Annotated in this window: 30 protein-coding genes; 15 read left to right on the top strand and 15 right to left on the bottom strand. The window is 61.7% G+C overall.

What is annotated here, in order from left to right; all coding sequences use genetic code 11:
• Position 1: 1 nt before the first annotated feature.
• The gene (locus HKX24_RS04515; protein WP_067267317.1) at positions 2 to 502 is read right to left on the bottom strand and encodes an Lrp/AsnC family transcriptional regulator; all 501 of its coding nucleotides are present in this window, start codon (positions 500 to 502) and stop codon (positions 2 to 4) included.
• Positions 503 to 717: 215 nt separating this feature from the next.
• Here HKX24_RS04515 and trxB point away from each other — a divergent pair, with 215 nt between their 5' ends.
• On the top strand, positions 718 to 1,722 hold the full coding sequence (trxB, locus tag HKX24_RS04510; RefSeq protein WP_271693080.1) for a thioredoxin-disulfide reductase: 1,005 nt from the start codon (positions 718 to 720) through the stop codon (positions 1,720 to 1,722).
• A gap of 193 nt (positions 1,723 to 1,915) precedes the next feature.
• Positions 1,916 to 3,628 carry a bifunctional sulfate adenylyltransferase/adenylylsulfate kinase gene (locus tag HKX24_RS04505; RefSeq protein WP_271693079.1) on the top strand — a complete coding sequence of 571 codons (1,713 nt, stop codon included), beginning with the start codon at positions 1,916 to 1,918 and terminating at the stop codon, positions 3,626 to 3,628.
• 59 nt (positions 3,629 to 3,687) lie between these two features.
• Here the strand turns inward: HKX24_RS04505 and HKX24_RS04500 are convergent, their stop codons facing one another.
• The 3 genes from HKX24_RS04500 to HKX24_RS04490 all read right to left on the bottom strand — a co-directional run bounded on the left by HKX24_RS04500 (position 3,688) and on the right by HKX24_RS04490 (position 5,281).
• On the bottom strand, positions 3,688 to 4,566 hold the full coding sequence (locus HKX24_RS04500) for a PhzF family phenazine biosynthesis protein (protein ID WP_271693078.1): 879 nt from the start codon (positions 4,564 to 4,566) through the stop codon (positions 3,688 to 3,690).
• Positions 4,567 to 4,644: 78 nt separating this feature from the next.
• Positions 4,645 to 4,863 (bottom strand): DUF1150 family protein, encoded by a 219-nt coding sequence (locus tag HKX24_RS04495; protein WP_007119022.1) that lies wholly within the window; start codon positions 4,861 to 4,863, stop codon positions 4,645 to 4,647.
• A gap of 4 nt (positions 4,864 to 4,867) precedes the next feature.
• On the bottom strand, positions 4,868 to 5,281 hold the full coding sequence (locus tag HKX24_RS04490; protein ID WP_067267324.1) for an Hsp20 family protein: 414 nt from the start codon (positions 5,279 to 5,281) through the stop codon (positions 4,868 to 4,870).
• A gap of 163 nt (positions 5,282 to 5,444) precedes the next feature.
• Here HKX24_RS04490 and HKX24_RS04485 point away from each other — a divergent pair, with 163 nt between their 5' ends.
• The 3 genes from HKX24_RS04485 to HKX24_RS04475 all read left to right on the top strand — a co-directional run bounded on the left by HKX24_RS04485 (position 5,445) and on the right by HKX24_RS04475 (position 7,313).
• Positions 5,445 to 5,669 (top strand): DUF465 domain-containing protein, encoded by a 225-nt coding sequence (locus tag HKX24_RS04485; protein WP_067267347.1) that lies wholly within the window; start codon positions 5,445 to 5,447, stop codon positions 5,667 to 5,669.
• Positions 5,670 to 5,764: 95 nt separating this feature from the next.
• A complete protein-coding gene (purE, locus tag HKX24_RS04480) occupies positions 5,765 to 6,250 on the top strand; it encodes a 5-(carboxyamino)imidazole ribonucleotide mutase (protein ID WP_209218256.1) in 486 nt (161 codons plus the stop codon).
• Positions 6,243 to 7,313, top strand: coding sequence for a 5-(carboxyamino)imidazole ribonucleotide synthase (locus HKX24_RS04475; protein WP_271693077.1), 1,071 nt, complete (start codon positions 6,243 to 6,245; stop codon positions 7,311 to 7,313). Before purE ends, HKX24_RS04475 begins: the two co-directional genes overlap by 8 nt.
• A 2-nt stretch (positions 7,314 to 7,315) precedes the next feature.
• On the opposite strand, the gene HKX24_RS04470 is transcribed toward HKX24_RS04475, so the two are convergent.
• Positions 7,316 to 8,458 (bottom strand): alpha-D-ribose 1-methylphosphonate 5-triphosphate diphosphatase, encoded by a 1,143-nt coding sequence (locus HKX24_RS04470; RefSeq protein WP_271693076.1) that lies wholly within the window; start codon positions 8,456 to 8,458, stop codon positions 7,316 to 7,318.
• On the bottom strand, positions 8,445 to 9,245 hold the full coding sequence (locus HKX24_RS04465) for an alpha/beta fold hydrolase (protein ID WP_271693075.1): 801 nt from the start codon (positions 9,243 to 9,245) through the stop codon (positions 8,445 to 8,447). Before HKX24_RS04465 ends, HKX24_RS04470 begins: the two co-directional genes overlap by 14 nt.
• Before the next feature lie 63 nt (positions 9,246 to 9,308).
• Here HKX24_RS04465 and HKX24_RS04460 point away from each other — a divergent pair, with 63 nt between their 5' ends.
• Complete coding sequence (locus HKX24_RS04460; RefSeq protein WP_271693074.1) at positions 9,309 to 9,773, top strand: NUDIX hydrolase; 465 nt, start codon at positions 9,309 to 9,311, stop codon at positions 9,771 to 9,773.
• On the opposite strand, the gene HKX24_RS04455 is transcribed toward HKX24_RS04460, so the two are convergent.
• The 3 genes from HKX24_RS04455 to HKX24_RS04445 form a co-directional block, all read right to left on the bottom strand.
• A complete protein-coding gene (locus HKX24_RS04455) occupies positions 9,739 to 10,587 on the bottom strand; it encodes a DMT family transporter (protein ID WP_271693073.1) in 849 nt (282 codons plus the stop codon). The two genes, HKX24_RS04460 and HKX24_RS04455, sit on opposite strands and share 35 nt — an antisense overlap.
• A gap of 185 nt (positions 10,588 to 10,772) precedes the next feature.
• Positions 10,773 to 11,522: a HAMP domain-containing sensor histidine kinase gene (locus tag HKX24_RS04450; RefSeq protein ID WP_271693072.1), complete on the bottom strand. Its 750-nt coding sequence runs from the start codon at positions 11,520 to 11,522 to the stop codon at positions 10,773 to 10,775.
• 70 nt (positions 11,523 to 11,592) lie between these two features.
• Entirely contained in the window at positions 11,593 to 12,984 is a 1,392-nt protein-coding gene (locus HKX24_RS04445; RefSeq protein WP_271693071.1) for an extracellular solute-binding protein, read from the bottom strand.
• 167 nt (positions 12,985 to 13,151) lie between these two features.
• On the opposite strand from HKX24_RS04445, the gene HKX24_RS04440 reads away from it, so the two are divergent.
• Positions 13,152 to 15,131: an ATP-binding protein gene (locus tag HKX24_RS04440; protein ID WP_271693070.1), complete on the top strand. Its 1,980-nt coding sequence runs from the start codon at positions 13,152 to 13,154 to the stop codon at positions 15,129 to 15,131.
• A 23-nt stretch (positions 15,132 to 15,154) separates the two neighbouring features.
• Positions 15,155 to 15,583 carry a response regulator gene (locus HKX24_RS04435; protein ID WP_067267334.1) on the top strand — a complete coding sequence of 143 codons (429 nt, stop codon included), beginning with the start codon at positions 15,155 to 15,157 and terminating at the stop codon, positions 15,581 to 15,583.
• A 99-nt stretch (positions 15,584 to 15,682) separates the two neighbouring features.
• Here HKX24_RS04435 and groL read toward each other — a convergent pair whose 3' ends face one another.
• From groL to HKX24_RS04420, 3 genes are all read right to left on the bottom strand, one after another.
• Positions 15,683 to 17,326: a chaperonin GroEL gene (groL, locus tag HKX24_RS04430; protein WP_067267336.1), complete on the bottom strand. Its 1,644-nt coding sequence runs from the start codon at positions 17,324 to 17,326 to the stop codon at positions 15,683 to 15,685.
• 64 nt (positions 17,327 to 17,390) lie between these two features.
• Positions 17,391 to 17,678, bottom strand: coding sequence for a co-chaperone GroES (gene groES / locus HKX24_RS04425; RefSeq protein ID WP_067267338.1), 288 nt, complete (start codon positions 17,676 to 17,678; stop codon positions 17,391 to 17,393).
• Between the two features lie 166 nt (positions 17,679 to 17,844).
• Positions 17,845 to 18,525, bottom strand: a complete 681-nt coding sequence (locus HKX24_RS04420) for a DUF2161 family putative PD-(D/E)XK-type phosphodiesterase (RefSeq protein WP_271693069.1) — start codon at positions 18,523 to 18,525, stop codon at positions 17,845 to 17,847.
• A gap of 151 nt (positions 18,526 to 18,676) precedes the next feature.
• Here HKX24_RS04420 and HKX24_RS04415 point away from each other — a divergent pair, with 151 nt between their 5' ends.
• The 6 genes from HKX24_RS04415 to HKX24_RS04390 all read left to right on the top strand — a co-directional run bounded on the left by HKX24_RS04415 (position 18,677) and on the right by HKX24_RS04390 (position 23,547).
• Positions 18,677 to 19,597, top strand: coding sequence for a manganese-dependent inorganic pyrophosphatase (locus tag HKX24_RS04415; protein ID WP_271693068.1), 921 nt, complete (start codon positions 18,677 to 18,679; stop codon positions 19,595 to 19,597).
• 48 nt (positions 19,598 to 19,645) lie between these two features.
• Positions 19,646 to 20,518 (top strand): TIGR01459 family HAD-type hydrolase, encoded by an 873-nt coding sequence (locus HKX24_RS04410; RefSeq protein WP_271693067.1) that lies wholly within the window; start codon positions 19,646 to 19,648, stop codon positions 20,516 to 20,518.
• An 89-nt stretch (positions 20,519 to 20,607) separates the two neighbouring features.
• Positions 20,608 to 21,051 carry a MaoC family dehydratase gene (locus tag HKX24_RS04405; protein WP_067267345.1) on the top strand — a complete coding sequence of 148 codons (444 nt, stop codon included), beginning with the start codon at positions 20,608 to 20,610 and terminating at the stop codon, positions 21,049 to 21,051.
• 62 nt (positions 21,052 to 21,113) lie between these two features.
• Positions 21,114 to 22,046, top strand: coding sequence for a bifunctional riboflavin kinase/FAD synthetase (locus tag HKX24_RS04400; RefSeq protein ID WP_276153836.1), 933 nt, complete (start codon positions 21,114 to 21,116; stop codon positions 22,044 to 22,046).
• A complete protein-coding gene (locus HKX24_RS04395) occupies positions 22,043 to 22,513 on the top strand; it encodes a YcgN family cysteine cluster protein (protein WP_067262747.1) in 471 nt (156 codons plus the stop codon). Before HKX24_RS04400 ends, HKX24_RS04395 begins: the two co-directional genes overlap by 4 nt.
• Positions 22,513 to 23,547: a beta-eliminating lyase-related protein gene (locus HKX24_RS04390; RefSeq protein ID WP_271693065.1), complete on the top strand. Its 1,035-nt coding sequence runs from the start codon at positions 22,513 to 22,515 to the stop codon at positions 23,545 to 23,547. Before HKX24_RS04395 ends, HKX24_RS04390 begins: the two co-directional genes overlap by 1 nt.
• Positions 23,548 to 23,551: 4 nt before the next feature.
• Here the strand turns inward: HKX24_RS04390 and HKX24_RS04385 are convergent, their stop codons facing one another.
• Complete coding sequence (locus tag HKX24_RS04385) at positions 23,552 to 24,349, bottom strand: alpha/beta hydrolase (protein ID WP_271693064.1); 798 nt, start codon at positions 24,347 to 24,349, stop codon at positions 23,552 to 23,554.
• Positions 24,346 to 24,942: a 2-hydroxychromene-2-carboxylate isomerase gene (locus HKX24_RS04380; RefSeq protein WP_067262740.1), complete on the bottom strand. Its 597-nt coding sequence runs from the start codon at positions 24,940 to 24,942 to the stop codon at positions 24,346 to 24,348. The genes HKX24_RS04385 and HKX24_RS04380 overlap by 4 nt, the downstream gene beginning before the upstream one ends.
• A gap of 102 nt (positions 24,943 to 25,044) precedes the next feature.
• On the opposite strand from HKX24_RS04380, the gene HKX24_RS04375 reads away from it, so the two are divergent.
• Positions 25,045 to 26,064: a ribose-phosphate pyrophosphokinase gene (locus HKX24_RS04375; protein WP_067262737.1), complete on the top strand. Its 1,020-nt coding sequence runs from the start codon at positions 25,045 to 25,047 to the stop codon at positions 26,062 to 26,064.
• 76 nt (positions 26,065 to 26,140) lie between these two features.
• Here the strand turns inward: HKX24_RS04375 and HKX24_RS04370 are convergent, their stop codons facing one another.
• Positions 26,141 to 26,491 carry an H-type lectin domain-containing protein gene (locus tag HKX24_RS04370; RefSeq protein ID WP_067262736.1) on the bottom strand — a complete coding sequence of 117 codons (351 nt, stop codon included), beginning with the start codon at positions 26,489 to 26,491 and terminating at the stop codon, positions 26,141 to 26,143.
• Positions 26,492 to 26,596 lie beyond the last annotated feature (105 nt).

Genomic DNA, 26,596 nt, shown 5'->3' with positions numbered 1-26,596 from the left:
CTCAAGGCGCTGTCGACAGCCGCGCTTCCAACACGTCGAAAGGCACGCCCGGCTCATCCTTGGCTCCGCGGATCACGAGGCTGGTCTTCACGCTTTCCACATTGGGCGTGGTCAGCAATTGTCCGGTCAGGAAACTTTGAAAGCTCGACAGATCCGGTGCCACGCATTTCAGGATGAAATCGACCTCACCGTTCAGCATATGGCACTCGCGCACCAGCGGCCAACCACGGCATTTCTCTTCAAACGCACTCAAATCAGCCTCGGCCTGACTGGCCAGCCCGACCATGGCGAAGACCTGCACCTCAAAGCCCAGTTCGCGCGCATCGACATCCGCATGATAGCCTTTGATATAGCCCTGCTCTTCCAAGGTACGCACGCGCCGCAAACAGGGCGGCGCAGAGATGCCGACGCGTTTGGCCAGTTCGACATTCGTCATCCGGCCATCAGATTGCAACTCGGCCAAGATCATCCGGTCTATCGGATCAAGTCGTGTACCCGCCATAACATCCTCAGTGAATTTTCGATTCTTATAGCAGCCTGCGTGGTGCGCGCAATAAAGTTTCACACAAGCGCAATATTCTTTATCACGGCCCTTGAGACCAGCCGCCCGTCCGTTCACGCAAGCGTAATGACGGGGCGGTGACGGCAGGGGTTTAACGGCTTCGCGGCTATCGCTATATGAGGCGGGCAATATCAATGACAGCCCGGGGGCGCCAGATGGCCGAGACACGTAAAACCAAGGTACTGATCATCGGCTCCGGCCCTGCGGGTTATACCGCCGGGGTCTACGCAAGCCGCGCCATGCTGGAGCCGATCCTCGTGCAGGGGATCGAGCCGGGCGGCCAGCTGACCACCACCACCGAGGTCGAGAACTGGCCCGGCGACAGCGAGGTGCAGGGCCCCGACCTGATGATCCGCATGCAGGACCACGCCAAGGCCATGGGGACCGAGATCATCGGCGACATCATCACCGACCTCGACCTGTCGAGCCGTCCGTTCCACGCCAAGGGCGACAGCGGCACGACTTACGTCGCCGATTCCGTGATCCTCGCCACCGGGGCGCGGGCCAAGTGGCTCGGGCTGGAGAGCGAAGAAAAGTTCAAGGGCTTCGGCGTCTCGGCCTGTGCCACCTGCGATGGGTTCTTCTACCGCGGTCAGGAGATCGTGGTCATCGGCGGCGGCAACACCGCCGTGGAAGAGGCGCTGTTCCTTACCAACTTCGCCTCCAAGGTCACGCTGATCCACCGCCGGGACGAGCTGCGCGCCGAGAAGATCCTGATCGACCGTCTGATGAAGAACCCCAAGATCGAGCCGCTGTGGTTCCACGAGTTGCACGAGGTCTACGGCACCGACAACCCGCTCGGCGTCGAGGGCGTGAAGGTCAAACACACCAAGACCGGCGAAATTACCGACATCCCCGCCAAGGGTGTCTTTGTCACCATCGGCCATGCGCCCGCCAACGAGTTGGTCAAGGACACGCTGGAGACCCACATGGGCGGCTACGTCGTGACCAAACCCGACAGCACCGAAACCTCGATCCCCGGTGTCTTCGCCGCGGGTGACCTGACCGACCACAAGTACCGCCAAGCGGTGACCAGCGCTGGCATGGGCTGCATGGCTGCACTCGAAGCCGAGCGTTTCCTTGCCGAAGTGGGCGACGATGACGGCAAAGATACCTCCCTCCCGCTCGGCTATGGGGCCGAGGTGAAGAAAGACGTTTAAGTCAGACGAAGGCGCGGCGGAGATAATTCCGGTTTCCGCCGCCCCTCAGCACCCGAATTGCAGGCCACCCTCGGATCATGGGATTTCGGCCTTTAACGGGGCGACACCCCTTAGTTCTATAGACTTTTCACATATTTTGCAGCTATGGCAGCCGGGACCAAAGCCGCCTGTTCCCTGAAGAAAAGTGATAGTCATGATGCCCAGCAACCTCACGCCGATCCCCGAACTCTACGTCTCTTACGAGTCTTCGCAAAAGCTGAAGGTGGAGGCGGGCAATCTGGTGAGCCTCGACCTCACCCCGCGCCAGATCTGCGATCTGGAACTCTTGATGAACGGTGGCTTCAACCCGCTGAAAGGGTTCTTGGGCGAAGAGGACTACGACAGCGTGGTCGAGAATATGCGTCTGGCGGATGGCTCGCTCTGGCCGATGCCCATCACCCTCGACGTGACCGAGGCTTTCGCCGAGCAGCTCGAAGTAGGGCAGGACATCGCCCTGCGCGACCAAGAGGGCGTGATCCTCGCGACCATGACCGTGACCGACCGCTGGACCCCGAACAAATCGCGCGAGGCCGAGAAGGTCTTTGGCGCCGATGACGAGGCGCATCCGGCGGTGAATTACCTGCACAACCAAGCGGGCAACGTCTATCTGGGCGGCCCCGTGACCGGCATCCAGCAGCCGGTGCACTACGACTTCCGCGCCCGCCGCGACACGCCCAACGAGCTGCGCGCCTATTTCCGCAAGCTGGGTTGGCGCCGCGTCGTGGCCTTTCAAACCCGCAACCCGCTGCACCGCGCACATCAGGAACTCACCTTCCGCGCCGCCCGTGAAGCGCAGGCCAACCTGCTGATCCACCCGGTTGTCGGCATGACCAAACCGGGCGACGTCGATCACTTCACCCGCGTGCGCTGCTACGAGGCGGTGCTCGACAAATACCCTGCCGCCACGACCTCCATGTCGCTCCTGAACCTCGCCATGCGCATGGCTGGCCCGCGCGAGGCCGTCTGGCACGGGCTGATCCGCAAGAACCACGGCTGCACCCATTTCATCGTCGGTCGCGACCACGCCGGCCCCGGCAAGAACTCGGCGGGCGAGGATTTCTACGGCCCCTATGACGCGCAGGAACTGTTCCGCGCGCATCAGGAGGAGATGGGCATCGAGATGGTCGACTTCAAACACATGGTCTATGTGCAGGAGCGCGCCCAGTACGAGCCCAACGACGAGATCGAGGACCGCGACAACGTCACCATTCTCAACATCTCGGGCACCGAACTGCGCCGCCGCCTGCGCGAAGGTCTGGAAATCCCCGAGTGGTTCTCCTTCCCCGAAGTGGTCAAGGAGTTGCGCCGCACTTCCCCGCCGCGCTCGAAGCAGGGCTTCACCGTCTTCTTCACCGGCTTCTCCGGCTCGGGCAAATCCACCATCGCCAACGCGCTGATGGTCAAGCTGATGGAAATGGGCGGGCGCCCGGTGACGCTGCTGGACGGTGACATTGTGCGGAAAAACCTCAGTTCTGAGTTGGGCTTCTCGAAAGAGCACCGCGACCTAAACATCCGCCGCATCGGCTATGTCGCCTCCGAGATCACCAAGAACGGCGGCATCGCCATCTGCGCACCGATCGCGCCCTATGCCGCCACCCGCCGCGCGGTGCGCGAGGATGTAGAGAACTTTGGCGCCTTCGTCGAAGTGCATGTCGCGACCTCCATCGAGGAATGCGAACGCCGCGACCGCAAGGGGCTCTACAAACTGGCGCGAGAGGGCAAGATCAAGGAATTCACCGGCATTTCCGACCCCTACGATGTGCCGCAGAACGCCGAACTGGTGCTGGAGACCGAGAATGTCGAGGTCGACAACTGCGCGCATCAGGTGTTGCTGAAGCTCGAAAGCATGGGGCTGATCGCGGGGTAAGCCGCTCAGTCTCTGCTAAGAACAACGCAGCCCCTCGGGGCTGCGTTTTACGTTTGGGGTCAGGCCATCTCGGGCATGAAGACTTGGCCCGACATCACCACGCGCCCCTGCCCCGCCACGCGGACACCGGTGATCGCATCGCGGGGGCCAAGCACCTCGACCTCCGCCCGTCCGGGGCGGCCCATGAGGTGCCCCTGCTCGGCCACGAAGGCCGGGCTCTCGATCAATCCGCGCGCCCAGAGATAGGCCGCCATGGCACCCGTCGCCGATCCGGTGAAAGGGTCTTCGGCGGGGCTCGGCGGGGCGAGCAAGAGCCGCGCATAGGTATTGCCCGCAGCGGTCGCGCCTTCGAGGGTGACCCAAAAAGGCTCCATCATATCGCTGCCCTGCCCCAGATGGGCATTATAGGCCGCGAGCGCCTCGGGGTTGAGCTTCAGCCCTTCCAAGGCGGCGCGACTGCGCAGAACGGTGACACAGAACGGCAGCCCGGTAGAAACTACCTGCGGCGGCGCGATGATATCCCCCGGGGCCACGCCGCCCACCTTGGCGACGAGATCGGCAGGCACTTCTTCCCCGAAAACCGGCGCGATCTGGGTCATGGCGATCTGGGAGCCGCGCACCTCGACCTCAACGATCCCCGCGCCAGTCTCCAACCGCAGTGGCCCTTCGCCGATCAACCCACGATGGCGCAGCGCTGCGACGGTGGCGATGGTGGGGTGGCCCGCAAAGGGTATCTCTCGACTGGCGAGGTAGTATTTCACCTTTAAATCCGCGACCTCCGACGGGCCGGTAAAGGTGCATTCCACGAGGGATGTTTCGCGCACATAGGCCATGCATAGCTCATCCGGCAGCCCTGCCCCGCCATGCACCACGGCGCAGCCATTGCCGCCAAAGACTTGGTCGGTAAAGGCGTCTACCCAGTCGAAATCGAAATCCATAAGACCGCTCCCAATAAAAAAGGCCGCAGCGGACTGCGGCCTTGCATCGGGCTTAGCGTATCTTCGTGCCGCGCGGCGTCAATGCACCATCACTGGCCGGTAGTCATGCTCTCGCGCCAGCGAGAAAGCGAGTTTCTGATCGCCGACCAGCGCAAGCTGCTGCCCTTCGGCATCGTGAACGGCATAGAGAAGCTCAAGCCCCTCGGCCTGATCGCGCACCTCGCGCGGCAGATCGGCGACAGCGATGGTTTTGACATAGACCATACGGTCGTTTCCGTGGGTGATTGCGTCTTGCATGATGTTACCCCTTCTTGATCTTGATGGTTTGAACCACCGTTTCAGGCTTGGCGCGGGTCAGGTCGACATGCAGCAGACCATTCTCCATAACCGCCTCGCCCACATCGACCCCATCGGCCAGTACGAACGAGCGCTGGAATTGACGCGCAGCGATTCCACGGTGCAGAAACACCCGGTCTTCGCCATCGTCGGACTGACGCCCACGGATCACGAGCTGTCTATCCTCAACGGTTATCGACAGATCCTGTTCCGAAAAACCCGCCACCGCCAGCGTGATGCGATAGCTGTAGTCCGAGGTTTGTTCGATGTTGAACGGCGGATAACCTTCGTTTCCGGCCTTGGCGCTGCGTTCGAGCACCCGTTCCAATTGTTCAAACCCAAGCATATGCGGGTAAGAGGCAAGCGTTAATTTCGTCATGCGACACGTCCTTATCAGGTCAAGCGACAGTGTTTCACAGGCCCCGCAACCGGCAGCCCGTTGCATTGAATATGGGGGGGCTTGGGCAAGGGCGCAAGGGCTATGCCAAATGATCTCAACCGCTTATATTCAAGGTTCAGATGCCCAACGGAATCACCTGCCCATGAATGCCCCTACCGATCTGTCGATGAAAACGGACGAAGTGCTGCGTGTCGAGCTTGAGGTCTTTCGACGGGAACATCGCGATCTGGATGACGCCATCCATGCGCTGGTCGAACGCGGCACCGGGGATCAACTGACCCTGCAACGGCTCAAGAAACGCAAACTGCGTCTCAAGGATTTGATCGCCCAGATCGAAGACCGGCTGACGCCCGATATCATCGCCTGACCCATTATCCCCATGGCCCACGGCAATCGGCGTTGCCAGATGGGCCGTGATGGGTATAGTGCGCGCTCTGATCCACCAAGAGAAGGCCCGCAGCAATGACCACGCCCCCGGTTGGCATCATCATGGGGTCCCAGTCCGACTGGGCCACCATGCGCGAAGCAGCAACCCTGCTGGACGAGCTTAACATCCCCTTCGAGGCGCGCATCGTTTCGGCCCATCGCACGCCGGACCGGCTCTGGGACTATGGCAAGACGGCGGTGGACCGGGGTTTGCAAGTCATCATCGCGGGCGCAGGCGGGGCGGCGCATTTGCCGGGCATGATGGCCTCCAAAACCCGCGTGCCGGTGATCGGTGTGCCGGTGCAGACCAAGGCGTTGTCGGGTGTGGATTCGCTTTATTCCATCCTGCAAATGCCACGCGGCTTCCCGGTCGCGACCATGGCCATCGGTGCTGCAGGCGCGGCCAATGCCGCCCTGATGGCGGCAGGCATCCTTGCGCTGCAAGACCCGGAATTGGCCAAACGGCTAGACGATTGGCGCGATGCGCTCAGCGCTTCGATCCCCGAGGTGCCGCATGACTGAACCCCTGCAAACCGGCGCCACCATCGGCATTCTGGGCGGCGGCCAATTGGGCCGCATGCTTTCTGTCGCCGCAGCACGGCTTGGCTTTCGCACCCATATCTTCGAGCCGGGCGCCAACCCGCCCGCCGCCGATGTGGCCCATGCGGTGACCACCGCCCCCTATGACGACCACAAGGCGCTGGAGGCTTTCGCCCGCGCCTGTGACATCGTCACCTTCGAGTTTGAAAACATCCCCACCGAAGCGCTCGACGTGGTCGAGGCGATCACCCCGCTGCGCCCGGGCCGAGAGGCGCTGCGCATTTCCCAAGACCGGCTGACCGAGAAGACCTTCCTCGGCGATCTTGGCCTGCGCGTGGCCCCTTTCGCCGATGTGAGCGACGCGGCCAGCCTCAAGGCCGCCGTGGCCCAGATCGGCACGCCTGCGATCCTCAAAACCCGCCGTTTCGGCTATGACGGAAAGGGCCAAGCGCGGCTGAAAGACGATGCCGACCTCGACGCCGCTTGGGCCGAGATGAACGGCGCGCCTTCCGTGCTCGAAGGTTTCGTGAACTTCAGCGCCGAAATCTCTGTCATCGCCGCGCGCAGTGCCACGGGAGAGGTCGCCTGTTTCGACCCTGGTGAGAATGTCCACCGCGATGGCATCCTGCACACCACCACCGTGCCCGCCAAGATCAGCAATGCACAGCGCACCGACGCGGTGCTGCTTGCCGGTCGCGTGCTGAACGCACTGGATTACGTCGGCGTCATGGGCGTCGAGCTTTTCGTCACGCCGCAGGGGCTGATCGTGAATGAGATCGCCCCGCGGGTGCATAACTCTGGCCATTGGACCCAGAACGGCTGCACCATCGATCAATTCGAGCAGCATATCCGCGCCGTGGCCGGGTGGCCCTTGGGCGATGGGCAGCGCTATGCAGATGTGGTGATGACCAACCTCATCGGCGATGACATGGACCGCGTGCCCGAACTGGCCCGCGCCCGCGACACGGCGCTGCATCTCTACGGCAAGGCCGAGGTCAAACCGGGCCGCAAGATGGGTCATGTAAACCAGATCACCCGCGGCTGAGGTCAGCCGAAGAACCGATCCGCAACCGCGCCGGACATGAAGCTCACCCGCCCCGCCGCGAAAGTGGCGGCGACCCGGCCCGTGGCCTTGTCCAAGACGACGATATCGGCGCGTTTGCCCGGCGCGAGCGTGCCGCGATCCGTAAGCCCCAAGACCTGCGCCGGCCCGGATGAGACCAACGCCCAAGCGCCCGCAAGGTCCAGCAATCCGCTCTGCGCCAGCATCAAGGCGGCGCGGCGCGGCGAGGGGTAATGGTAATCCGACGCCAGCGCGTGACAACGCCCCATGGTGATCAGGTCCAGCGCCGAAAGGTTGCCGTTATGCGACCCGCCGCGCACCACATTGGGCGCGCCCATGATGACCGCATCCCCCGCTCCATGCGCGGCCTCGGCGGCCTCCTGCGTCTCGGGGAATTCCGCCAGTGTCACGCCCCGCGCCCGCCAAAGGGCGCGGCCCTCGGCGGTCTGGTCATCATGGCTGCCCATTTTAACGCCACGCTGCGCCAGTTCCGCGCAAAGCCCGTCCAGCGCCGCGGGCACCTCATCGCGCCGCGCGTGCATCTCCTGCATCTGTGCCAAATGGCTCTCCGGGCTGCGCCCGGCCTTCAGCGCCTGCCCGACCAGCCGTTTCGGGGTCTTGCCCGCCGCCAAACGGTCATGCGGCAGGTGATCGTTGAACACCACATAGCCCACGCCCCAATCCGCCATGCGCTGCGGCAGACTGTCGTAGAGGTCGAGCATATGGGTCTCGAACCGAAGCTGCGGGCGGATGTCGGTGACCAATTCCGGCGCGGTATCGCGGATGCCGCTAAAGACCTGATCGGCGAACGCCAGCCCCCGCAGCCCGCCTTCCCAACTGACGAATTGCGCCAAAACCGCGGTGGTCATGCCATTGGCCGCGAGCTCGGCCTCCGCTGCGACCAACCCTTCAGACAGTTGTTTCATCGCCCCGCGGCGCGGAGCCAGATGCCGCTCGAACGCGTCGCCATGCAGATCGACGATCCCCGGCATGACTCGAAAGCCGGTCAGATCGACAGGCCGCCCGACCGGGGCATCGGCAATCACCCCGTCGGCAAATGAGAGCGGCGCGCGGCTCAGCCCCTCGGGGTGAAGCACCTCCACATTGACGAGATTAAGGTTTGGCATCGTCCCCTCCCACCCCCGGCAGGCAGCCCGCTTCCGGGCAGCCGATCGCATTCAGGACCCCGTCGATGAAGGTCATCGACCGATCAAAACTGCCGGTTTTCAGAAAGGCCATAGTTTGGGCGATGACGCGCGGGTTGTTCATCATGAAGGTATGGGTCACCGGCAAGACGATATGATCTTTCATCCCCGCCACACGGGTCGAAGCGACCGAGACTTTTCCATCATCCGGCCCCGGCAAAAGGCTCGAAAAATAGGGGTTGAGCGACTGTGAGCCGGCAATCACGCCCAGCTCGAAAGGGACCGGCGGCAATTGGTTCGGCAAGGCCGCGTCATCGGTGCCGATCTCGGCCCCGGCGGGCCCGTTCAACCATTCGAACGCAGGGTTCTCGACCAATTCGTCCACCACCTCGCTGCCGTGATTGGGCGGCCCCAGCATCACCACGCGCCCGACCCGGTCGGCCCCGGCCTCGGCCACCCATTTGCGCACCAAAATACCGCCCATGGAATGGGTCACGAAATCGATCCGCGCGGTGCCGCAGGCCTCAATCGCGCGCGGCAGGGTCTGTTTCGCCAATTCCGCGATATTGGCCTCAGTCGAAGGGTAGCCCGGGCGCACCACGCGGTAGCCTTCGGCGGCCAAGGCGGCTTCCATCACGGCAAAAGACATCTCGGTCCGGGCCAGCCCATGCAGCAAAACAACACAGCGCCCCGCCGCGTTTTCGGCCGCGGCAGGCAGGGGGATCGCCAAGGAAATCGCGGCAATCAGCAGGGTGAAAAATCTCATCATGCCCTCCAGATAGACTGATTGCCCCGACTGTGAAATGGTCTTGGCGCGTTACCTGACGAAAGTATGCCGATGCCCCGACCCTGCCCTCGATTGGCCGCCCGCGCCGTGCTGCTGCACGAAGGCCGGCTGCTGCTGGTCAACGCCTATGCCGATGATCGGCTGGGCCTGATGTGCGCCCCCGGCGGTGGCGTGGAGGCCGGCGCCTCCCTTCCCGACAACCTGCGCCGCGAGGTCTTTGAGGAAACGGGCCTCACGATCTCTGTCGGCGCGCCCTGTTTGGTCAATGAGTTCCACGACCCCGGCGGCGAGTTCCATCAGGTGGATATCTATTTCAGATGCCACATCCTCGGATCCGCCCAAATCGCCCCCGATTGGCAAGACCGAGAGGCCATCGTCACGCGGCATCGATGGGTCACCCAAGCGGAACTGGCACAAGTCCCCCACAAGCCCGATAGCCTCGGCACAGTTGCCTTTGGCCCGACGGAGGCGGCGATCACCTACGATCCTTTGGAGCCGATTTTGCGCTGATCGCCCAAGCGATCCCGCCCAGAACCAAGGCCGTCGCGATGATCAGCGTCAGGCTCAGCGGCTCACCCAAAAGCAGCGCCCCGGCGAGGATGGCGATGATCGGCACGCTTAGCTGCGCCACCGCCGCCGTGCCCCCGTCGATCCGCGTCAGCACCGCATACCACAGGGCATAGCCAAGGCCCGAAGTCAGCCCGCCGCAAAGCGCGCCCAACAAAAGCCCCGTCAGGCTGAACTGCGCCCCCGCAACAGCGGGCAGGATGAGCATGAACGGCAAACAGAGCAAAAAGTTCGCCGAAGTCGCCGCCAGCGGATCGCCCGATGTGCGACCGATGATCGTATAGGCGGCCCAGCCGATCCCCGCCAGAACCATCAACCCGGCGCCGATTGGATCCGTGGAACCCTGCCCATCCGGCCAGAGGACCAAAACCAAGCCCGCAAAAGCCGCCGCAGCCCCTGTAATCTGACGCGCGGTGGGCGCCGCCCCAGTTAAAGCGGCGTAGGTGAACATGGTAATCTGCACCACGCCAAAAAGGATGAGCGCCCCGAGCCCCGCATCCAACGTCAGATACGCCAGACTGAACCCGATCATATAGACAGCGAGACTCACGGCCCCGCCGATCCTGTTGCGCCGCAAAAGCGGCAACCGCCCACCCCGCAGCGCAACCAAGATGGCCAAAACCAATGCCCCCGCACCGACCCGCACAAGGGCAAAGCCCGCCGGATCGATATGCCCGCCGTCCACCGCCATCCGGGTCAAAATTGAGTTCGCCGCAAAGGCGCACATGGTGAGGGCGGAAAGAAGGAAAAGCTGCATGACCTCCCGCTTAGCCTCACTCTCCAGCCGCGCCAAGCGCGGAATGCCTTTTGCACAAGGTTCTAACTGTGACGTGATGATCCCCTCGTTCGCAGTGAATGCTGTGATAAGATAAGGCGGTACGCGCGCTGCAATTCGATAGTGGTGCCAGAGGGGTTCCATGGCTCTCTAGGGTTTCACCTATGCTATGTCATAGCCACGCCCTCGAAACGCACGGATACAGTCGTACCACGCTCATTACAGGTGGATACCAAACAGGCATGGCCCCCATAGGCCGCCGCGACTTTGCGAACCAAGGCCAACCCCAAGCCCGACCCTTCAACCTCATCGCGCGACCGCAAAGTGGTCATCGGCTGGAAGACACGCTCATGATAACGCGGCGGTATTCCCGGCCCATCATCGGAAACGGTCAGCATCATGGCCTCCCCTTCGTTTTTTACCACTACCTCGACCCGCCCGGAAAACCGATCATGATGCTTGATCGCGTTTCCAATCAACGCCACGAAAAGCGAGTGCAGGTCCTGATCGTCAACGACGAAAGAGTCGCACCCGAAGTAATGATCAACCCGGAAACCACCGGGCGGCCCGACTTCCTCCAACGCGGCATCAAAGGCCTGACGAAGCTCAAGCACGGTCGCATTGCGCCTCCTTCCGGCGCGCGAGTATTGAAGCAGGTCGACTAACATCCGATCCAACCGCCGCGTGTGCCGCTTCATCAAGGCGATGGAACTGTGGACCGAAGCGCTTACCTCCAGTCCCGCCTCCTCAATATCCTCGGCGATCCATTCAGGCAGTTCCAACAGCGCGCGAATGGAGCCGCGCAGATCGTGACTTACCAGATGGATAAACTCCTCTGCATTAGGGCCGGCAGGCTGCGGCTCTTCGCGCGAAGGTAGCTCATGGTCGGCAGGTAACTTTATCAGCCGCTGCGTCATATCGCGACCTTCCTGCGATCAGCGCATGAGCAAAACGCCCTGCTAACCCGAATTAAAACTAAAGGTTCCATCAAGCGATATCCCGTAGCAATCGACGCGCATCGGGGGAATATTTCGCTCGCAGGCGCGCCCACCTTTGTATTTGCCTTTCGCGTCCGACCCGGCTTGTGATCAACTGCCATTGCTGTGCCACCCGGGTCAGGGCCATTTTCGGCGAAACCTCACCCTGAAGGGCCTTATCCAATCCCCTCCCCAATGTTTGGAAATACTCTGATTGCCCTTTCAAATAGAAATCGGGAATCGCCCCTTTAAGCGCCGCGCGGTGCACCTTCAGAAAGGGCTTTGAATAGGCCGCCTCCACTCCCGGGTCACTGTAGTGCTCATTACGAAAAGGGTCGAAAAACCCATCCGGCTGCCGAACGGCAAGTGTCGACATTGCTGGCGTGACCGCGAAGAGGGCGAATAGATAGGCGAGTTCTTTCTGGGTCGATGCCGCGCTGATGACAAAGCTCCACCCCCAGTTGAAATAGGGGATTTCAAGCAGTTCCTCCCCCACCTGCCCTCCGGGGGTTGGCCCGTAAACCATCCGTCCGCGCATCAATGATCGACGAGAGTTAAGGTATTTCTGCGTTCCGCCCCAGCCGATATTGCAATAGACATCACCCTTCGCGTAACGCGCCCAATTTCCAAACAGCCCCAGGCTCGAGGTTTCGGGGGCAAGGCAGTCCGTGATCGCAATCAACTCTTCCAGCGCCGCGACACCCGGATCATCTGCAATCTGCGGCGTCATATCGGGGGACAGAGGCCAATAGCCCTTGGCGTGAAACCGCACCCACCATTCCCATGCCAGATACCCCGGCGTGCGGAACAACAATCCGCCATATCGACCGGTCTCTGGTGCATGAAAGAACCGGATTTGCCGGTCCAGTTCCTGCCAAGTTTCTGGCTGAACAAGTGGATAGCCGAAACGATCAGCGTAGCGCGCTTGGTCATCCGGATCGCGCAGCATCTCGCGATGGTAGAACATCAAATAGGCGTCACCATCCGTTTGAAAACCATAGGTTTTACCGTCGAACCTATCCCCTTCTTGATAAAGCATAGGGTCGCGAAACCCCGGCGTTTCATAGCGTGCGGCGAGGCCATCCAAAGCATGGACCGCCCCCGCGGCCACCAGATCTGCGACACCAAAAGTCGCGGGCAAAGCGACGTCATATCGCGCGTCACCGAGTACACTATTGAGCATCAGTTCCGCGTTGATGTGATCTACATGCACTTCTTGTAGGTCGACCGCGACCCCGGTCCGTTCTGTAAAGGCTTTTGCAACCGGCGCGAGATTGGCCCGCGACCCTTCAGGCAACAGCACCGAAAGCGTCTTGACGTTTCCCCCCAATTCGCGGGCCTGCGCGGCCACCTTTATGTCGATCGCCTCACCGAATGCCGGGGCGGCGATCAGCGTGCTCAAACCGGCGCCCAATCCGATTGAAACCGTTCGTCTTGTCAACCTGCGGCCGCCTGACACGATTCGACCCTCCAATACGCCGGGGCAGGAACCCCTCCTGCTGTCATGGCGCTGGTTTTAGGGCGACGGCGATTAACATTGCGTTAATCGGTCACGGCTATTCACAAGGCATGAAAACGATGCCCCCCCCTTGGCGCCTCCTGCAGCTTTTCGGCAGCCGCATCAGCACCCGTCTCCGGGCCGCTTTTCTGCTCGTCGCGGGCATCATCGGCCTAGCGGGGTGGGTTGCTACGGGGCAAATGCGCGCTGTGTTGGCCAGTCATGCTCATTTAAGCCAATCAGCGCTACCGATGTTGGGCGTTTCCCAGCAGATTGAGCGGTCTTTGAATGGTGTGTTCCTTTCGATTGAGCAGTTAAATCAGCAAGGTACCACCGCTTCGCCATCAGTCCTTGGGCAGGAAATCGAGACAAAAATCAGCAAAATCTCCAAACTTCTAGATGACTTATCGACGTCCGAGATCGCGCCCCCCTTGGCCGCCCGGCTGGAACAGCGTCTGCAGATGGCACGGCGTGCGACGGATGCGACAGTAGTCAGCCTTCAGGAGATGCGGCGCGCAGAGGCGCAAATCGTCTCAACCCTCGATTCTGTCGAGCAAATTCAAGAGCAAAGTCACCTCATTATCGACGAGCTGGCCTATCGGCTTTCCAGGCAGACCGAAGCTGTTCTGGACGAACCCTTTGGGATTTCGAGTTCCGGCCAGCTTCAAAATCCTACGTCCCGCTTTCCCGAATTGCTGTTAAGTGCGGTCAATTTGAATGACATTCGGCTCAGTCTCGACACGCTGATCAATATCGTCATGTCGCAAGGGCTACAGAACCAACCCCTTCAACTCGAGCGTGCGAAACTACTTGTCGACGAACATTTTCAGGATGCCATAACCCGCTTACCGCGCATTCACGAGACAGCAAGCAGGCGGTCACTTGCCCGCCAAATTGACGCGTTGCGCGACCTGCTGCTGCGTGCCGAAACAGGGTTCTTTGCCCATACAACGGCCCGCCTGCGGTTCCATAATAGCTTCGAAAGGCTGCAAGCCGAACACCTTCCCATGATCGTGGAAATTTCCGATATCTCCTCCGATCTGACCCAGAATACCCTAGAGCGGGTGGATGCTGCGACGCAGGCCCTGCGTGATACCATCAACCAAGTCATTTGGACCGTGGGTCTCACCATGGCCTGCGCCTTTCTCGTGATTGCGATGGCAAACGGCTTGGTTATCGAACGGCAGTTTAACCGCCGGATCAGACGCTTGACCGATTCCGTGACCGCGATTGCTCGGGGGGATCTCGACCATCCGATTACCGTGAGAGGGCGGGACGAACTTGGAGAGATGGCGCGCGCATTGACCGTCTTCCGCACCACGGCGGAGGAGCTTCGGCGCTCGAATATCGAGTTGGAAAAATTCGCCTATGTCGCTGCGCACGACCTGCGGTCGCCCCTCCGGGCGGTGCATGAATTGAGCCTTTGGGTGCTGGAGGACGAGGACAACGCGCTAAGTGCCGAAAGCCGAAGCTATTTGCTGATGTCTCAACAGCGGATCGACCGGCTAAACCGTCTTTTGGCCGATCTGTTGGACTACGCCCGCGCAGGGCAGGACCAACCTGCGTCGGAGCCCGTGCATCTTGGCCGCTTGGTGACGGAGCTCGCTCGCTACATTGATACCGAAGGCCGTTTCAAAATCACCTTTACCGGGGCGGAGCAGGTCGTCGACGCGCAGCTCACACCCTTGCAGCAAATCTTGGGCAATCTCATCTCGAATGCGATAAAGCACCATGACCGGGATCATGGGACGATCCATATCAGTGTACAACGGCGGCAGAACCACCTTATCTTGACCGTCCGCGATGATGGGCCGGGTATAGAGTTTCGACATCAGCAAAAGGTATTTGAACTCTTTCAAACCCTCAAACCCCGCGATGAGGTTGAGGGGAGCGGCTTGGGACTCGCCATCGTAAGCAAGCTTGCGGCCCACCAAAAAGGCAAGGTCACGCTATTTTCCGACCCTGACAAAGGGCGCGGCGCGACCTTTGTGGTTGAGCTTCCACTGGCACCACAAGCACATCAATCCCTGCCCGTGGCGGCCGCAGCGTGACAGCAGTCGGAAAGGAATATCGGATGAAAACGACGCCCGCGAAATTTCTTATCGTCGATGACGACAAAGTCAGCGTGATGGCCATGCAACGGGCAATGCGCAAGTTGAAGATCGTCAATGAGACGGCGGTTTGCCATGACGGCCAGCAGGCGCTTGAGTTTCTAGCGGAGGAGGTGAAGCGGCACGGGCGATTGCCGCCTTACATCATCACACTCGACCTCAATATGCCGCGCATGGGCGGGCTTGAGTTCTTGGAGGTCGTTCGGGCCGATCCCGCCTTGGAGCGCATGGTGGTTTTCGTCTTCACGACCTCCGACATGCCCACGGATGTGCAATCGGCTTATAGCAAGAATGTCGCGGGCTATATCGTGAAGGAGAACCCGTCAGAGACCTTTGCCAATGCGCTCGACATGTTGAACACCTACGCGCGGATTGTGGAGCTGCCCAGTTAGGCCGATGAGAACCGGTTAACCGCCAGTCAAAGCCCCCCGAAACAAAAAGAGGCGCGCCATTGCTGGCGCGCCTCCGGAACCTTAGCCGAAAGGGCTGGCTTACATCATGCCGCCCATGCCGCCCATGTCGGGCATGCCGCCTGCGGGGGCTGCGCCCTCTTTGGCGGGCTTGTCGGCAACCATCGCTTCGGTGGTGATCAGCAGACCTGCGATCGAAGCTGCGTCTTGCAGTGCGGTGCGCACCACTTTCGCCGGGTCGATGACGCCGAAGGAGAACATGTCGCCATATTCTTCGGTCTGTGCGTTGAAGCCGAACTTCAGGTCGTCGCTTTCGCGGATTTTGCCGGCCACAACCGAACCGTCCACACCGGCGTTCTCAGCGATCTGACGCAGCGGTGCTTCCAGCGCCTTGCGGACGATGGAGATACCGACGTTCTGGTCGTTGTTGTCGCCTGTGAGGCCTTCCAGCTTCTTGGCGCCTTGGACCAGAGCCACACCACCGCCAACGACGATGCCTTCTTGAACAGCGGCACGTGTCGCGTTCAGGGCGTCATCGACGCGGTCTTTGCGCTCTTTCACTTCGACTTCGGTCATGCCGCCAACGCGGATCACGGCAACACCGCCTGCCAGTTTGGCAACGCGTTCTTGCAGCTTCTCACGGTCGTAGTCGGAGGTGGTCTCTTCGATCTGGTTGCGGATCTGAGCCACGCGGGCTTCGATCTCGGCCTTCTCGCCAGCGCCGTCAACAACGGTGGTCTCGTCTTTGGTGATCGACACTTTCTTGGCCGAACCCAGCATGTCCATGGTCACGGACTCGAGCTTCATGCCGAGGTCTTCGGAGATCACTTGACCACCGGTCAGGATCGCGAGGTCTTGCAGCATCGCTTTGCGACGGTCACCGAAGCCCGGTGCCTTCACAGCAGCAATTTTCAGACCACCACGCAGCTTGTTCACGACGAGGGTCGCCAGGGCTTCGCCCTCGACGTCTTCGGCGATGATCAGAAGCGGCTTCTGGGACTGGATCACCTGCTCGAGCAGCGGCACCATCGGCTGAAGGCTCGACAGTTTCTTCTCGTGCAGCAGGATGATCGCGTCTTCCAGCTCGACAGTCATCTTGTCGGAGTTGGTGACGAAATAGGGGCTCAGGTAGCCACGGTCGAACTGCATACCTTCGACGACATCGGTCTCGGTTTCCAGACCTTTGTTCTCTTCGACGGTGATCACACCTTCGTTGCCGACTTTCTGCATCGCGTCCGCGATCTGGCGGCCGATTTCACGCTCGCCGTTGGCGGAGATGGTGCCAACCTGCGCGACTTCGTCGCTGTCGGACACGTCGCGTGCGGCGGCTTTGATCGCGTCGACGACCTTGGCAGTCGCCAGATCGATGCCGCGCTTGAGGTCCATCGGGTTCATGCCAGCGGCAACCGATTTCATGCCTTCGCGCACGATGGCTTGGGCCAGAACGGTCGCGGTGGTGGTGCCGTCACCGGCTTCGTCGTTGGTCCGGGAAGCGACTTCCTTGACCATCTGCGCGCCCATGTTTTCGAACTTGTCTTCCAGTTCGATTTCCTTCGCCACGGATACACCGTCTTTGGTGATGCGCGGTGCACCGAAGGATTTGTCCAGAACCACGTTCCGGCCTTTGGGGCCGAGTGTGACTTTCACCGCATCGGCAAGGATGTTCACACCCTTAAGCATCCGGTTGCGGGCATCGGTGTCAAATTTGACGTCCTTAGCAGCCATGTTGTCTTCTCCTAAAATCTTGGATTGATGTCAGCGTCTTCAAAGGGTCGGCAAGCCGGCTGGCTTACGCGATGATCCCCATGATGTCGCTTTCTTTCATCATCAGCATTTCTTCGCCGTCGACGGTGACCTCTGTGCCGGACCACTTGCCGAACAGGATTTTGTCGCCGGGTGCGACGGCCATTTCGATCAGCTCACCGTTGTCTTTGCGGGCGCCAGTGCCGACAGCCACGACTTCACCTTCGGAAGGCTTTTCCTTGGCGGAATCGGGGATGATCAGCCCGCCGGCGGTTTTCTCTTCGCTTTCTGTGCGCTTGACCAGCACACGGTCATGAAGCGGTTTCAATGCCATCTTTGCAGCTCCTTAAGGCTCAAAGTTACTCTTCCAAGCCACCCCCTCCGGGCGAGGGGTGCAGCCGTTAGCACTCGACCCATGTGAGTGATAACGATGCATAGCTAAGGAGCGGCCCGCGGCCTGTCAACAACGGCGTTGAAAAATTTTGAGCGCATTGGAACCATTATTCGGCCCCTAAAACACGTCCCGCAGTCGCAACGGCCTCGGCCCCCTTTGGGGTCAGCCCGTATATGCCTTTGTCGACCTTTTCAAACCAACCATAGTGATCGTCCCGCATCATGCGGGTCGCCGTCGGGACGGCAGTCGCGCGGGCCACATCCGCGCCTTTGCTGGCGCCCGCTTCGAACAGATAAACCGCGAGCTTCAGCGCATCCTGTCGGTAAGCCGTCACCAACCCCGCCCGGGTCTGGCCGCCGTCGTTCGGATCGCCCTGCCGCCGGGCAAACTCCCGCAAGAGCAGCGCTGCCCGTTTGGCATTCTTGCGCGGCGCATAGGGGCCGGGATCGCAATGCACCTCGACCAGCCCATCCGACAGCCGCACGGTGATCAGCCCCAGCCCCAGCCGCCGGGCCAGCGTGACGTTGTCCTTCACCGCCTTGGCAAAGCGCTTTCCCGGTTGGCGCGCCACGGCAAGGTAGACATCATCCGCCACTTTCAACCGCGCCAGACATTGGTGGAACAGGGCCAGCGAGAAGCCGAGCTTCAACTCCACCACCACCGGCGGCTCTGCCCCGCGCACGGCCACCACATCCGCCGCGCCGACCTCGGCCTTCACCACATAGCCCTGATCCTCAAGGAAGGCTTTGATCGGCGGGTAAAGATCGGTTTCGCGAGGATTGCTCATGGCGCGCAACTTGCCCCATCGCGCGGCGCTATGCAAAGGGCGGCGGCGGCTGAAAGTGCCGCGCAATGCCGCATTGCAGCGCGCGCAGGTGACAAGCCTATTCAACCTGCTATAAGGCGCGCAAATCCACCCGAACAGACAGGACCGCCCCATGACAACGCTTGTTTTTGGCCATAAATCCCCCGACACCGACAGCACCGGCAGCCCGATCGTTTGGGCGTGGTATCTCAATGAGATCAAAGGCATCCCCGCCAAACCCGTCCTGCTGGGCGAGCCGAATACCGAAGCGCTGTTCATGCTCGACAAATGGGACCTCGAAAAGCCCGAAATCCTGACCGAGCTTGAAGCCGACACCAAGGTTGTCATTGTCGACACCAACAACCCCGCCGAACTGCCCGACAACATCAACGATGCCGACATCACCGGCATCATCGACCACCACCGTCTGGTGGCGGGGCTTGAGACACGCGGCCCGATCGAGATCAACATCCAGCCGCTCGCCTGCACCGCGACGATCATGTACAAGATGATCGGCAAGGATTGGGCGCAGGCCCCGCGCGGTGTGAAGGCCGCGGCCCTGTCGTGCATCCTGTCGGACACGCTTGAGTTCCGCAGCCCGACCACCACCCAAGAAGACCGCGCCATCGCCCATGACATCGCGCAGGATCTCGGCGTCGATATCACGGATTATGCAACCGAAATGTTCGCCGCGAAATCCGATGTGTCCTCCTTCAGCGAAGCGGAACTGCTGCGCATGGACAGCAAGGGCTTCGACCTTGATGGTACCAACCTGCGCGTGAGCGTGTTGGAAACCACCTCCCCCGCGCCGCTGCTCGAGCGTAAGGACGCGCTGATGGCCGAGATGCCCAAAGTGGCCGAAGCCGACGGTGCCGCGCAGGTGCTTTTGTTCATCGTCGACATTCTGAAAGAAGAGGCGACGCTCTTGGTGCCCAACGACATGGTCAAACATATCGCCGAGCAGAGCTTCGGCGCTGAGGTCTCCGGCGACACGGTCGTGCTGCCCGGTGTGATGAGCCGCAAAAAGCAGATCATCCCGAACCTCAAGATGTAAGCCAATCGGGCGGGCCAAGTGCCCGCCTCACTTTTTGAAAGGCCGCCCATGACCCGCATTATCTCTGCTCTGCCCGACGTATCCGATCAATATGACGCGCTTTTCGTCGATCTTTGGGGCTGCGTGCATGATGGGCGCAAAGCGCTGCCCGCGGCGGTGGCGGCCTTGCAGGCCTATCGCAAGACCGGCGGCAAGGTCGTCTTGGTCACCAACTCCCCCCGCCCCCGCGAAGGCGTGGAGAAACAGTTGCAGCAATTCGGCGTGCCGCAAGACGCATGGGACAGCATCGCAACCTCCGGCGATTCCGCCCGGTCGGCGATGTTCCGGGGGGCCGTGGGCGAAAAGGTCTGGTTCATCGGCCATCCCGGAGAGCGCAAGTTTTTCGAGCCGCTGACCATTCTGAAAGACCCGGTCGAGATCGAGACCGTCCCGCTGGCGCAGGCCGAGGGGATCGTCTGCACCGGCCCCGTCGACGCCATGGCCGATCCGGAAGTCATGCGCCCCGAATTTGAGCAGGCCATCGCCCGCGGGCTGAAGCTGCTCTGCGCCAACCCCGATATCGTGGTCGACCGGGGCGAGGTACGCGAATGGTGCGCCGGGGCGCTGGCTGCGCTCTATACGGAAATGGGGGGCGAAAGCCTCTATTTCGGCAAGCCGCATGCCCCGATCTATGACCTCGCCCGCCGCCGTCTTGACGCGCTTGAGGTCGACATCCCCGACAATCGCATCCTCGCCATCGGCGACGGCATCCTGACGGATGTCAAAGGCGCAATGGACGAAGGCATCGATTCGCTCTTCATCACCGGGGGGCTGGCCGCCGCGGAAACCGCTACGACCGAGCAGCCTGACGAAGCCAAGCTCCGCGCCTATCTCGACCGCGAGGCATCGGCCCCGACCTATGCCATCGGATTCCTACGCTAACCCAGAAAGAGCTTGATTTTCTGCGTCTGCGAAGTAATAAAGTTGCAACTCGACGCAGCTTAGCGTCACTTTGTTACCAAGGAGCCGTCATGTTGGACAATATGCCACGCGGGACGATCTGCATCGAAGATATCGAAATCGGCATGTCGCGCCATCTGCGCAAGGTCGTGACCGATATGGATATCGAACTTTTCGCGCAGGTCTCGACCGACCGCAACCCGGTGCATCTGGATGACGACTATGCCCGCGAAACGATATTCGAGGGGCGCATCGCCCATGGGATGCTGACCGCCGGGCTGATCTCGGCGGTGATCGGGGAACAGCTGCCCGGTCATGGCACGATCTACCTTGGGCAATCGCTCAAATTCCTCGGGCCCGTGCGCCCCGGCGATATGGTGCTGGCCGAAGTCACCGTGACCGACATGGACATCGCCAAACGCCGCGTGAAAATGGACTGCCGCTGTACGGTCGACGGCAAACCCGTGCTGGCCGGAGAGGCCACGGTGCTGGCGCCCTCGGCCAAGCTTGACTGAGCGGGCAGTTTTCGCCGCCCGTGCATCTTGCTCTTGCCCCGCTGCACGGCTAGGCAAGGCGCATGCGGATCATCCGAGATTATCAATTCGTCGACCTGCCATATCGCGGTGCCACCGCCGCGATCGGCAATTTCGATGGCGTCCACCTTGGCCACCGGTCGGTGATCGAACTGGCGCAGCAGGCGGCCCCCGACGCGCCGCTTGGCGTCGTCACCTTTGAGCCGCATCCCCGCGAATATTTCGCCCCCGACGCCCCGCCCTTTCGCCTGATGGGGCGCGAAGCCCGCGCGCACCGGCTGGAGAAGATCGGCGTCAAACGGCTCTATGAACTGGCCTTCAACAGCACGCTTGCGGGCCTCTCGCCCGAGGCTTTTGCCCGCGACGTGCTCCACGAAGGGCTGGGGCTGGCCCATGTGGTCGTCGGCGCTGACTTCTGCTTTGGCAAGGGCCGCGAAGGCACGGCTGAGGATCTGGTCCGCTTCGGCGTGCAATATGACTTTGGCGTCACCATTGCCCCGCTGATGGCGCGTGATGAGCTGACCGTGTCGTCGACCGCCATCCGCGAAGCACTGACCCGCGGCGCGCCGCGCGAGGCCGCCGCCATGCTGGGCCATTGGCACCGTATTGACGGGCCCGTTATCTCGGGCGAGCAGCGTGGCCGCGAGTTGGGCTTTCCCACCGCGAATATGTCCATCGACGGCCTGCACCCGCCCGCCTTTGGCGTCTATGCCGTGCTGGTTGACGTGCTGGAGGGGCCGCATAAGGGCAGCTATCACGGTGCGGCCAGCATCGGCACCCGTCCGATGTTCGGTGAGAACAAAGCCAATATCGAGACCTATGTCTTTGACTTCAAAGGCGACCTTTATGGCGCGCCGCTCTCGGTCGGGCTGGTCGAACATCTGCGCGTCGAAGAGAAGTTTGACAGCCTCGATGCGCTGATCGCCCAGATGGGGCAGGACTGCGACCGCGCCCGGACCATTCTGGCGGCGTTATGAGCGATCCGATCCCCCGCAAGGGCCTGACCCCGAAGTTCTGGGAGAAGAAACCCCTGACGGAAATGTCCCAGACCGAATGGGAAGCGCTCTGCGACGGTTGCGGCAAATGCTGCCTCAACAAGCTCGAAGACGAAGACAGCGGCGAAGTGGCCCTGACCCGCGTCGCCTGTCGCCTGCTCGACGACAGCAGCTGCCGCTGCGTGCATTACGAGAACCGGCATGAATTCGTGCCCGATTGCATCGTGCTGCGCCCCGACAACCTTGATACCCACGCCTATTGGATGCCGCAGACCTGCGCTTACCGCCTGCTGTGGGAGGGCAAGCCCCTGCCCGAGTGGCACCCGCTCAAGACCGGCACGCCGGACAGCGTGCATGACGCCGGGGTCAGCGTGCAATTTGATACCGTGTCTGAATTTGATACCCCGTTCGAAGAATGGGAAGACCATATTATCGAGGAGCCCACCTGATGTTTTTCGCCTCTGACAACGCCGGTCCCGTCCACCCCAAGGTGATGGAGCGCGTGATCGCCGCCAATACCGATTACGCGATGCCCTACGGCAAAGACCCGATCATGGATGAGGTCCGCGACCAAATCAGGCAGCAGTTCGAGGCACCAGAAGCCGAGGTCTACCTCGTTGCCACCGGCACCGCGGCCAATGCGCTGGCGCTGGCCTGCTACACCCAGCCGTGGCAGACGATCTTCTGTTCCAAGGTCGCGCATATCGAAGAGGATGAGTGCAACGCGCCCGAGTTCTACGCAGGTGCGGCCAAGCTGACGCTGGTAGAGACCGAAGACAAGATGACTCCCAAGGCGCTGCGCCGCGCCATCGTCGCGCGGGTGGCGGGCGACGTGCACACGCCGCAACGCGGTCCGGTGTCGATCACGCAAGTCACAGAACGCGGCGGGGTGCACAGCCTTGAAGAGCTGCGCGCGCTGACCGCGGTGGCCAAGGAATACGACCTGCCCGTCCATATGGACGGCGCGCGTTTTGCCAATGCGCTAGTGGCCTTGGGCTGCACCCCGGCTGAGATGACGTGGAAATCGGGCGTCGATGTGGTGAGCTTTGGCGGCACCAAGAACGGCTGCATGGGTGTCGAAGCCGTGGTCTTCTTCGACCCCAAGAAGGCGTGGGAGTTCGAGTTGCGCCGCAAGCGCGGGGCGCATCTCTTCTCCAAACATCGGTATCTCTCGGCCCAGATGGCGGGCTACCTTGCAGATAGCACATGGCTGGAAACGGCCAAAGCGGCCAATGCCAATGCGGCCCATCTTGCCCAAGGGCTGCGCGCGGCGGGGGCGGAATTCCTGCATGAGCCTGCGGCGAACATGATCTTCGCCCGCTTCCCCCGCGCCATCCACCGCAAGCTGCATGAAGCGGGCGCGCGCTATTATCTGTGGGACGGCACGCTGGACGGTGATGATGACGAGATGGTCGCGGCGCGTATGGTCTGCGACTGGTCAATCAGCCGTGAGCAGATCGACCAGTTCCTAAGCCACTTCTAAACGCTCACGCCAGCGGCACGTCGTTCAGGAAATCACGGATCGCCTCGGCGACCTCGGCGGCATGGGTGATGGGCACCATATGCCCTGCCCCCTCGACCGAGACGCGCCGCGCGTCCGGCAAGCGGCGCATCAGCGACGCGTTGATCGCATGGGCCGCTTTGGGAGAGGCGCTGCCTTCAACCAAAAGCGCGGGCATCGACGCACGGTCGAACATGCCCGGTGCCAGCAAGCCAGCGCTATCCTCGTCCAAAAAGGGCGAAGAGGCGGGGATGAAGCCGATGCGATCGACCATATAGGCGCGGGTCGGCTCGGGGATTTGATCCCATTTCGTGCCATCGCCCCAAACGCGGTTGAACAGCCGCGCGGCTGTTTCCGCGTCGCCCCCGGCCAAAGCCGCCTCAAAGGCCGCGTTCTGTTCGTTGTATTCGGCCATCGCCTCAGGGTCATCCTGTTTGGCGGCGGCGAAATAGACAGGCTCGATCAGCGTGATGCTGCGCACCAATTCGGGATGCTCGATCGCCAACCGCATGGCCACCGTCGCGCCAAAGGAATGGCCGATCAGGTCCATCGGCGCTTCGAGCAGCCTCAGCGCCATCTCGGTCGCCACGTCGTGGATATTCCCCTGCCCGTCCCAATCGCCCGACCGCCCGTGCATCGGCAGGTCGAAAGCACGCAGGGTCAACTCATCCGACAGCGCCGCCCCAATCCCCCGCCACGCGCCGGAATGCGCCAGCGAGCAATGGATCGCCAAGGCCGGGCGCGGGCCGTGACCAAAACGGCGCGCGTTAATCTCTGGAATCACAGCTTGCCCCCGAGGTGCAGATCGAGGTCTTCCAAACGGTCCTGCCCCCAGAATTTCTGATCGCCGACGATATAGAACGGCGCGCCAAAGACACCCTGCGCCACAGCCTCTTCAAGGTTCGCGGCATAGGTCTCGGCGCCTTGCAGCAACCCGCTGTCGGCCAGAGCCGGATCGAACCCCGCCTCACTCAGACAGGCGCGGACCACATCGTCATGGCCGATGTCCTTTTCCTCGGCCCAGACGGCGCGGGTGATGGCATGGGTCAGCTTGCCCAAATCGCCCCCGCCCGCGTTCTGCGCCGCGATCACCGCATAGGCCGCAGGCGCGCCATTCGTCGGCCAATGCGCGGGCTTGAGGTTGAAGGGCAGGCCCAGCTTGCGCGCCTGCCGCGGCAGGTCTTGAGCGCGGTATTCATTTCGGCTGGGGTGACGCTCTGCCGGGGGCAGCCCGCCGGTACGCGGGAAAGCGGCCACGATGTCGAAAGGTTTGTAAACGATCTCGGCCCCGTGCTTTTCGGCAATCGCCTCAAGCCGATTCCCGGCGAGGTAGCAATAGGGTGACAGCGTTGCGAAAAAATAGTCGATCCGGGCCATTTGGCTCTCCTTCGGGGGCGGTGCAGCTTTGCCCGACCGTAAGCGCATGCTAAGCGGTGTCAACGTCACGAATCTGCAACCTACCGCTGCCCCGGAGCTCCTATGCCACGCACTTCAGAACCTAAACTGATCTCAGGCAATGCCAATATGCCGCTTGCCAAGGCCATCGCGCGGCGCATGTCGCTGCACCGCGGCGTCAATGTCGGCCTTGTCGATGCACGGGTCGAACGGTTCAACGACGGCGAGATTTTCGTCGAGGTTTATGAGAACGTGCGCGGCGAGGATATGTTCATCATCCAGCCCACGTCGAACCCCGCGAACGACAACCTGATGGAACTGATGATCATGGCCGACGCGCTGCGCCGATCCTCTGCCGCGCGGGTCACTGCCGTGCTGCCCTATTTTGGCTACGCCCGTCAGGACCGCCGCACCAAGGCGCGCACGCCGATCACCGCCAAGATGGTCGCCAACATGCTGACCGGCAGCGGGATCGAGCGGATCCTGACCATGGACCTGCACGCCGCGCAGATCCAAGGTTTCTTCGACATTCCGGTCGACAACCTCTACGCCTCCCCGATCTTTGCGCTGGATATCAAGGACGCTTTCAAAGACCGTATGGATGAGTTGATGGTCGTCAGCCCCGACGTTGGCGGCGTGGCCCGCGCACGCGAACTGGCCAAGCGGATCAACTCCCCCCTGTCGATCGTCGACAAACGCCGCGAGAAAGCGGGCGAAGTGGCCGAGATGACCGTGATCGGCGATGTAAAGGGCAAGACCTGCCTGATCGTGGACGACATCTGCGACACCGCGGGCACGCTCTGCAAAGCCGCCGAAGTGCTGCTTGAGAACGGCGCAAAGGAAGTGCACTCCTACATCACCCACGGCGTCATGTCCGGCCCGGCGGTCGAACGTGTGGCCAATTCGGTAATGAAATCGTTGGTCATCACCGACAGCATCGCGCCGACCCCCGCGGTCAAGAAAGCGCCGAACATCCGCATCGTGCCCACCGCGCCGATGTTCGCCCAAGCGATCCTGAACATCTGGAACGGCACCTCCGTCTCCTCGCTGTTCGAGGCGGAAACGCTGGGCCCGATCTATGACGGGATGTATGCCGCGAGCTAAGCCGCGTGTTGTGATCTAGGGCCGGCCCAAACGGGCCGCCCGCGCCTTCTGGGCCCCTCCCGCCGAAGCGACGGGCCTAGCCGATGACCCAGTCATCCTCCTCCCCCAGTGATCCAATCGCCGTCCAAGCCAGCCGCGCCCGTGCGACGCGGGTGTCTCCCCATGTGCGGAACACCATGTCAAAGCCTGCCTCGGTCACCGCCTCGGCGCAGATGTCGGCGCGGGTGACGGTGCTGGCATCAATGTCCCAAAGCGACATCGTGACCTGAACATGCGGCGGCTCTCGGAAAGGTTCGGAAAAATTGATCCGGCGGCGGCGTTCACGCTGGCCATGGCCCGTCCACATCGAACCGCCGTCTTCGAACTCTGAAAACAGCATGACATCGCCATTATCCACGCCGATGGTATGGCTGCGCAGTCGTTTCATATCCCTAGCCTGCCCGCTTTTTTGTTCACTTCACAATGATGCCGCAGCAGCGAGAGGCAGAAAAGCAAAAAGCCCCGCCGAAGCGGGGCTTTTCACGAATTTTCA

Origin of the sequence: Sulfitobacter sp. M85 (assembly GCF_029285915.1) — a bacterium.
Classification (GTDB): Bacteria; Pseudomonadota; Alphaproteobacteria; order Rhodobacterales; family Rhodobacteraceae; genus Sulfitobacter; species Sulfitobacter faviae.
The sequence above is the reverse complement of the archived record's forward strand: the minus strand, read 5'-3'. Positions and strand labels throughout refer to the sequence as shown.

What these genes read in the sequence shown, in the direction of transcription:
- HKX24_RS04370 (WP_067262736.1), bottom strand. Translation starts at nt 26,491, where the DNA reads ATGAAACGACTGCGCAGCCATACCATCGGCGTGGATAATGGCGATGTC.
- HKX24_RS04460 (WP_271693074.1), top strand. Translation starts at nt 9,309, where the DNA reads ATGCCGATGCCCCGACCCTGCCCTCGATTGGCCGCCCGCGCCGTGCTG.
- HKX24_RS04415 (WP_271693068.1), top strand. Translation starts at nt 18,677, where the DNA reads ATGACAACGCTTGTTTTTGGCCATAAATCCCCCGACACCGACAGCACC.
- HKX24_RS04380 (WP_067262740.1), bottom strand. Translation starts at nt 24,942, where the DNA reads ATGGCCCGGATCGACTATTTTTTCGCAACGCTGTCACCCTATTGCTAC.
- groL (WP_067267336.1), bottom strand. Translation starts at nt 17,326, where the DNA reads ATGGCTGCTAAGGACGTCAAATTTGACACCGATGCCCGCAACCGGATG.
- HKX24_RS04400 (WP_276153836.1), top strand. Translation starts at nt 21,114, where the DNA reads ATGCGGATCATCCGAGATTATCAATTCGTCGACCTGCCATATCGCGGT.
- HKX24_RS04505 (WP_271693079.1), top strand. Translation starts at nt 1,916, where the DNA reads ATGATGCCCAGCAACCTCACGCCGATCCCCGAACTCTACGTCTCTTAC.
- HKX24_RS04440 (WP_271693070.1), top strand. Translation starts at nt 13,152, where the DNA reads ATGAAAACGATGCCCCCCCCTTGGCGCCTCCTGCAGCTTTTCGGCAGC.
- purE (WP_209218256.1), top strand. Translation starts at nt 5,765, where the DNA reads ATGACCACGCCCCCGGTTGGCATCATCATGGGGTCCCAGTCCGACTGG.
- trxB (WP_271693080.1), top strand. Translation starts at nt 718, where the DNA reads ATGGCCGAGACACGTAAAACCAAGGTACTGATCATCGGCTCCGGCCCT.
- HKX24_RS04470 (WP_271693076.1), bottom strand. Translation starts at nt 8,458, where the DNA reads ATGCCAAACCTTAATCTCGTCAATGTGGAGGTGCTTCACCCCGAGGGG.
- HKX24_RS04500 (WP_271693078.1), bottom strand. Translation starts at nt 4,566, where the DNA reads ATGGATTTCGATTTCGACTGGGTAGACGCCTTTACCGACCAAGTCTTT.
- HKX24_RS04485 (WP_067267347.1), top strand. Translation starts at nt 5,445, where the DNA reads ATGAATGCCCCTACCGATCTGTCGATGAAAACGGACGAAGTGCTGCGT.
- HKX24_RS04435 (WP_067267334.1), top strand. Translation starts at nt 15,155, where the DNA reads ATGAAAACGACGCCCGCGAAATTTCTTATCGTCGATGACGACAAAGTC.
- HKX24_RS04450 (WP_271693072.1), bottom strand. Translation starts at nt 11,522, where the DNA reads ATGACGCAGCGGCTGATAAAGTTACCTGCCGACCATGAGCTACCTTCG.
- HKX24_RS04475 (WP_271693077.1), top strand. Translation starts at nt 6,243, where the DNA reads ATGACTGAACCCCTGCAAACCGGCGCCACCATCGGCATTCTGGGCGGC.
- HKX24_RS04465 (WP_271693075.1), bottom strand. Translation starts at nt 9,245, where the DNA reads ATGATGAGATTTTTCACCCTGCTGATTGCCGCGATTTCCTTGGCGATC.
- HKX24_RS04410 (WP_271693067.1), top strand. Translation starts at nt 19,646, where the DNA reads ATGACCCGCATTATCTCTGCTCTGCCCGACGTATCCGATCAATATGAC.
- HKX24_RS04420 (WP_271693069.1), bottom strand. Translation starts at nt 18,525, where the DNA reads ATGAGCAATCCTCGCGAAACCGATCTTTACCCGCCGATCAAAGCCTTC.
- HKX24_RS04375 (WP_067262737.1), top strand. Translation starts at nt 25,045, where the DNA reads ATGCCACGCACTTCAGAACCTAAACTGATCTCAGGCAATGCCAATATG.
- HKX24_RS04405 (WP_067267345.1), top strand. Translation starts at nt 20,608, where the DNA reads ATGTTGGACAATATGCCACGCGGGACGATCTGCATCGAAGATATCGAA.
- HKX24_RS04390 (WP_271693065.1), top strand. Translation starts at nt 22,513, where the DNA reads ATGTTTTTCGCCTCTGACAACGCCGGTCCCGTCCACCCCAAGGTGATG.
- groES (WP_067267338.1), bottom strand. Translation starts at nt 17,678, where the DNA reads ATGGCATTGAAACCGCTTCATGACCGTGTGCTGGTCAAGCGCACAGAA.
- HKX24_RS04490 (WP_067267324.1), bottom strand. Translation starts at nt 5,281, where the DNA reads ATGACGAAATTAACGCTTGCCTCTTACCCGCATATGCTTGGGTTTGAA.
- HKX24_RS04455 (WP_271693073.1), bottom strand. Translation starts at nt 10,587, where the DNA reads ATGCAGCTTTTCCTTCTTTCCGCCCTCACCATGTGCGCCTTTGCGGCG.
- HKX24_RS04395 (WP_067262747.1), top strand. Translation starts at nt 22,043, where the DNA reads ATGAGCGATCCGATCCCCCGCAAGGGCCTGACCCCGAAGTTCTGGGAG.
- HKX24_RS04495 (WP_007119022.1), bottom strand. Translation starts at nt 4,863, where the DNA reads ATGCAAGACGCAATCACCCACGGAAACGACCGTATGGTCTATGTCAAA.
- HKX24_RS04515 (WP_067267317.1), bottom strand. Translation starts at nt 502, where the DNA reads ATGGCGGGTACACGACTTGATCCGATAGACCGGATGATCTTGGCCGAG.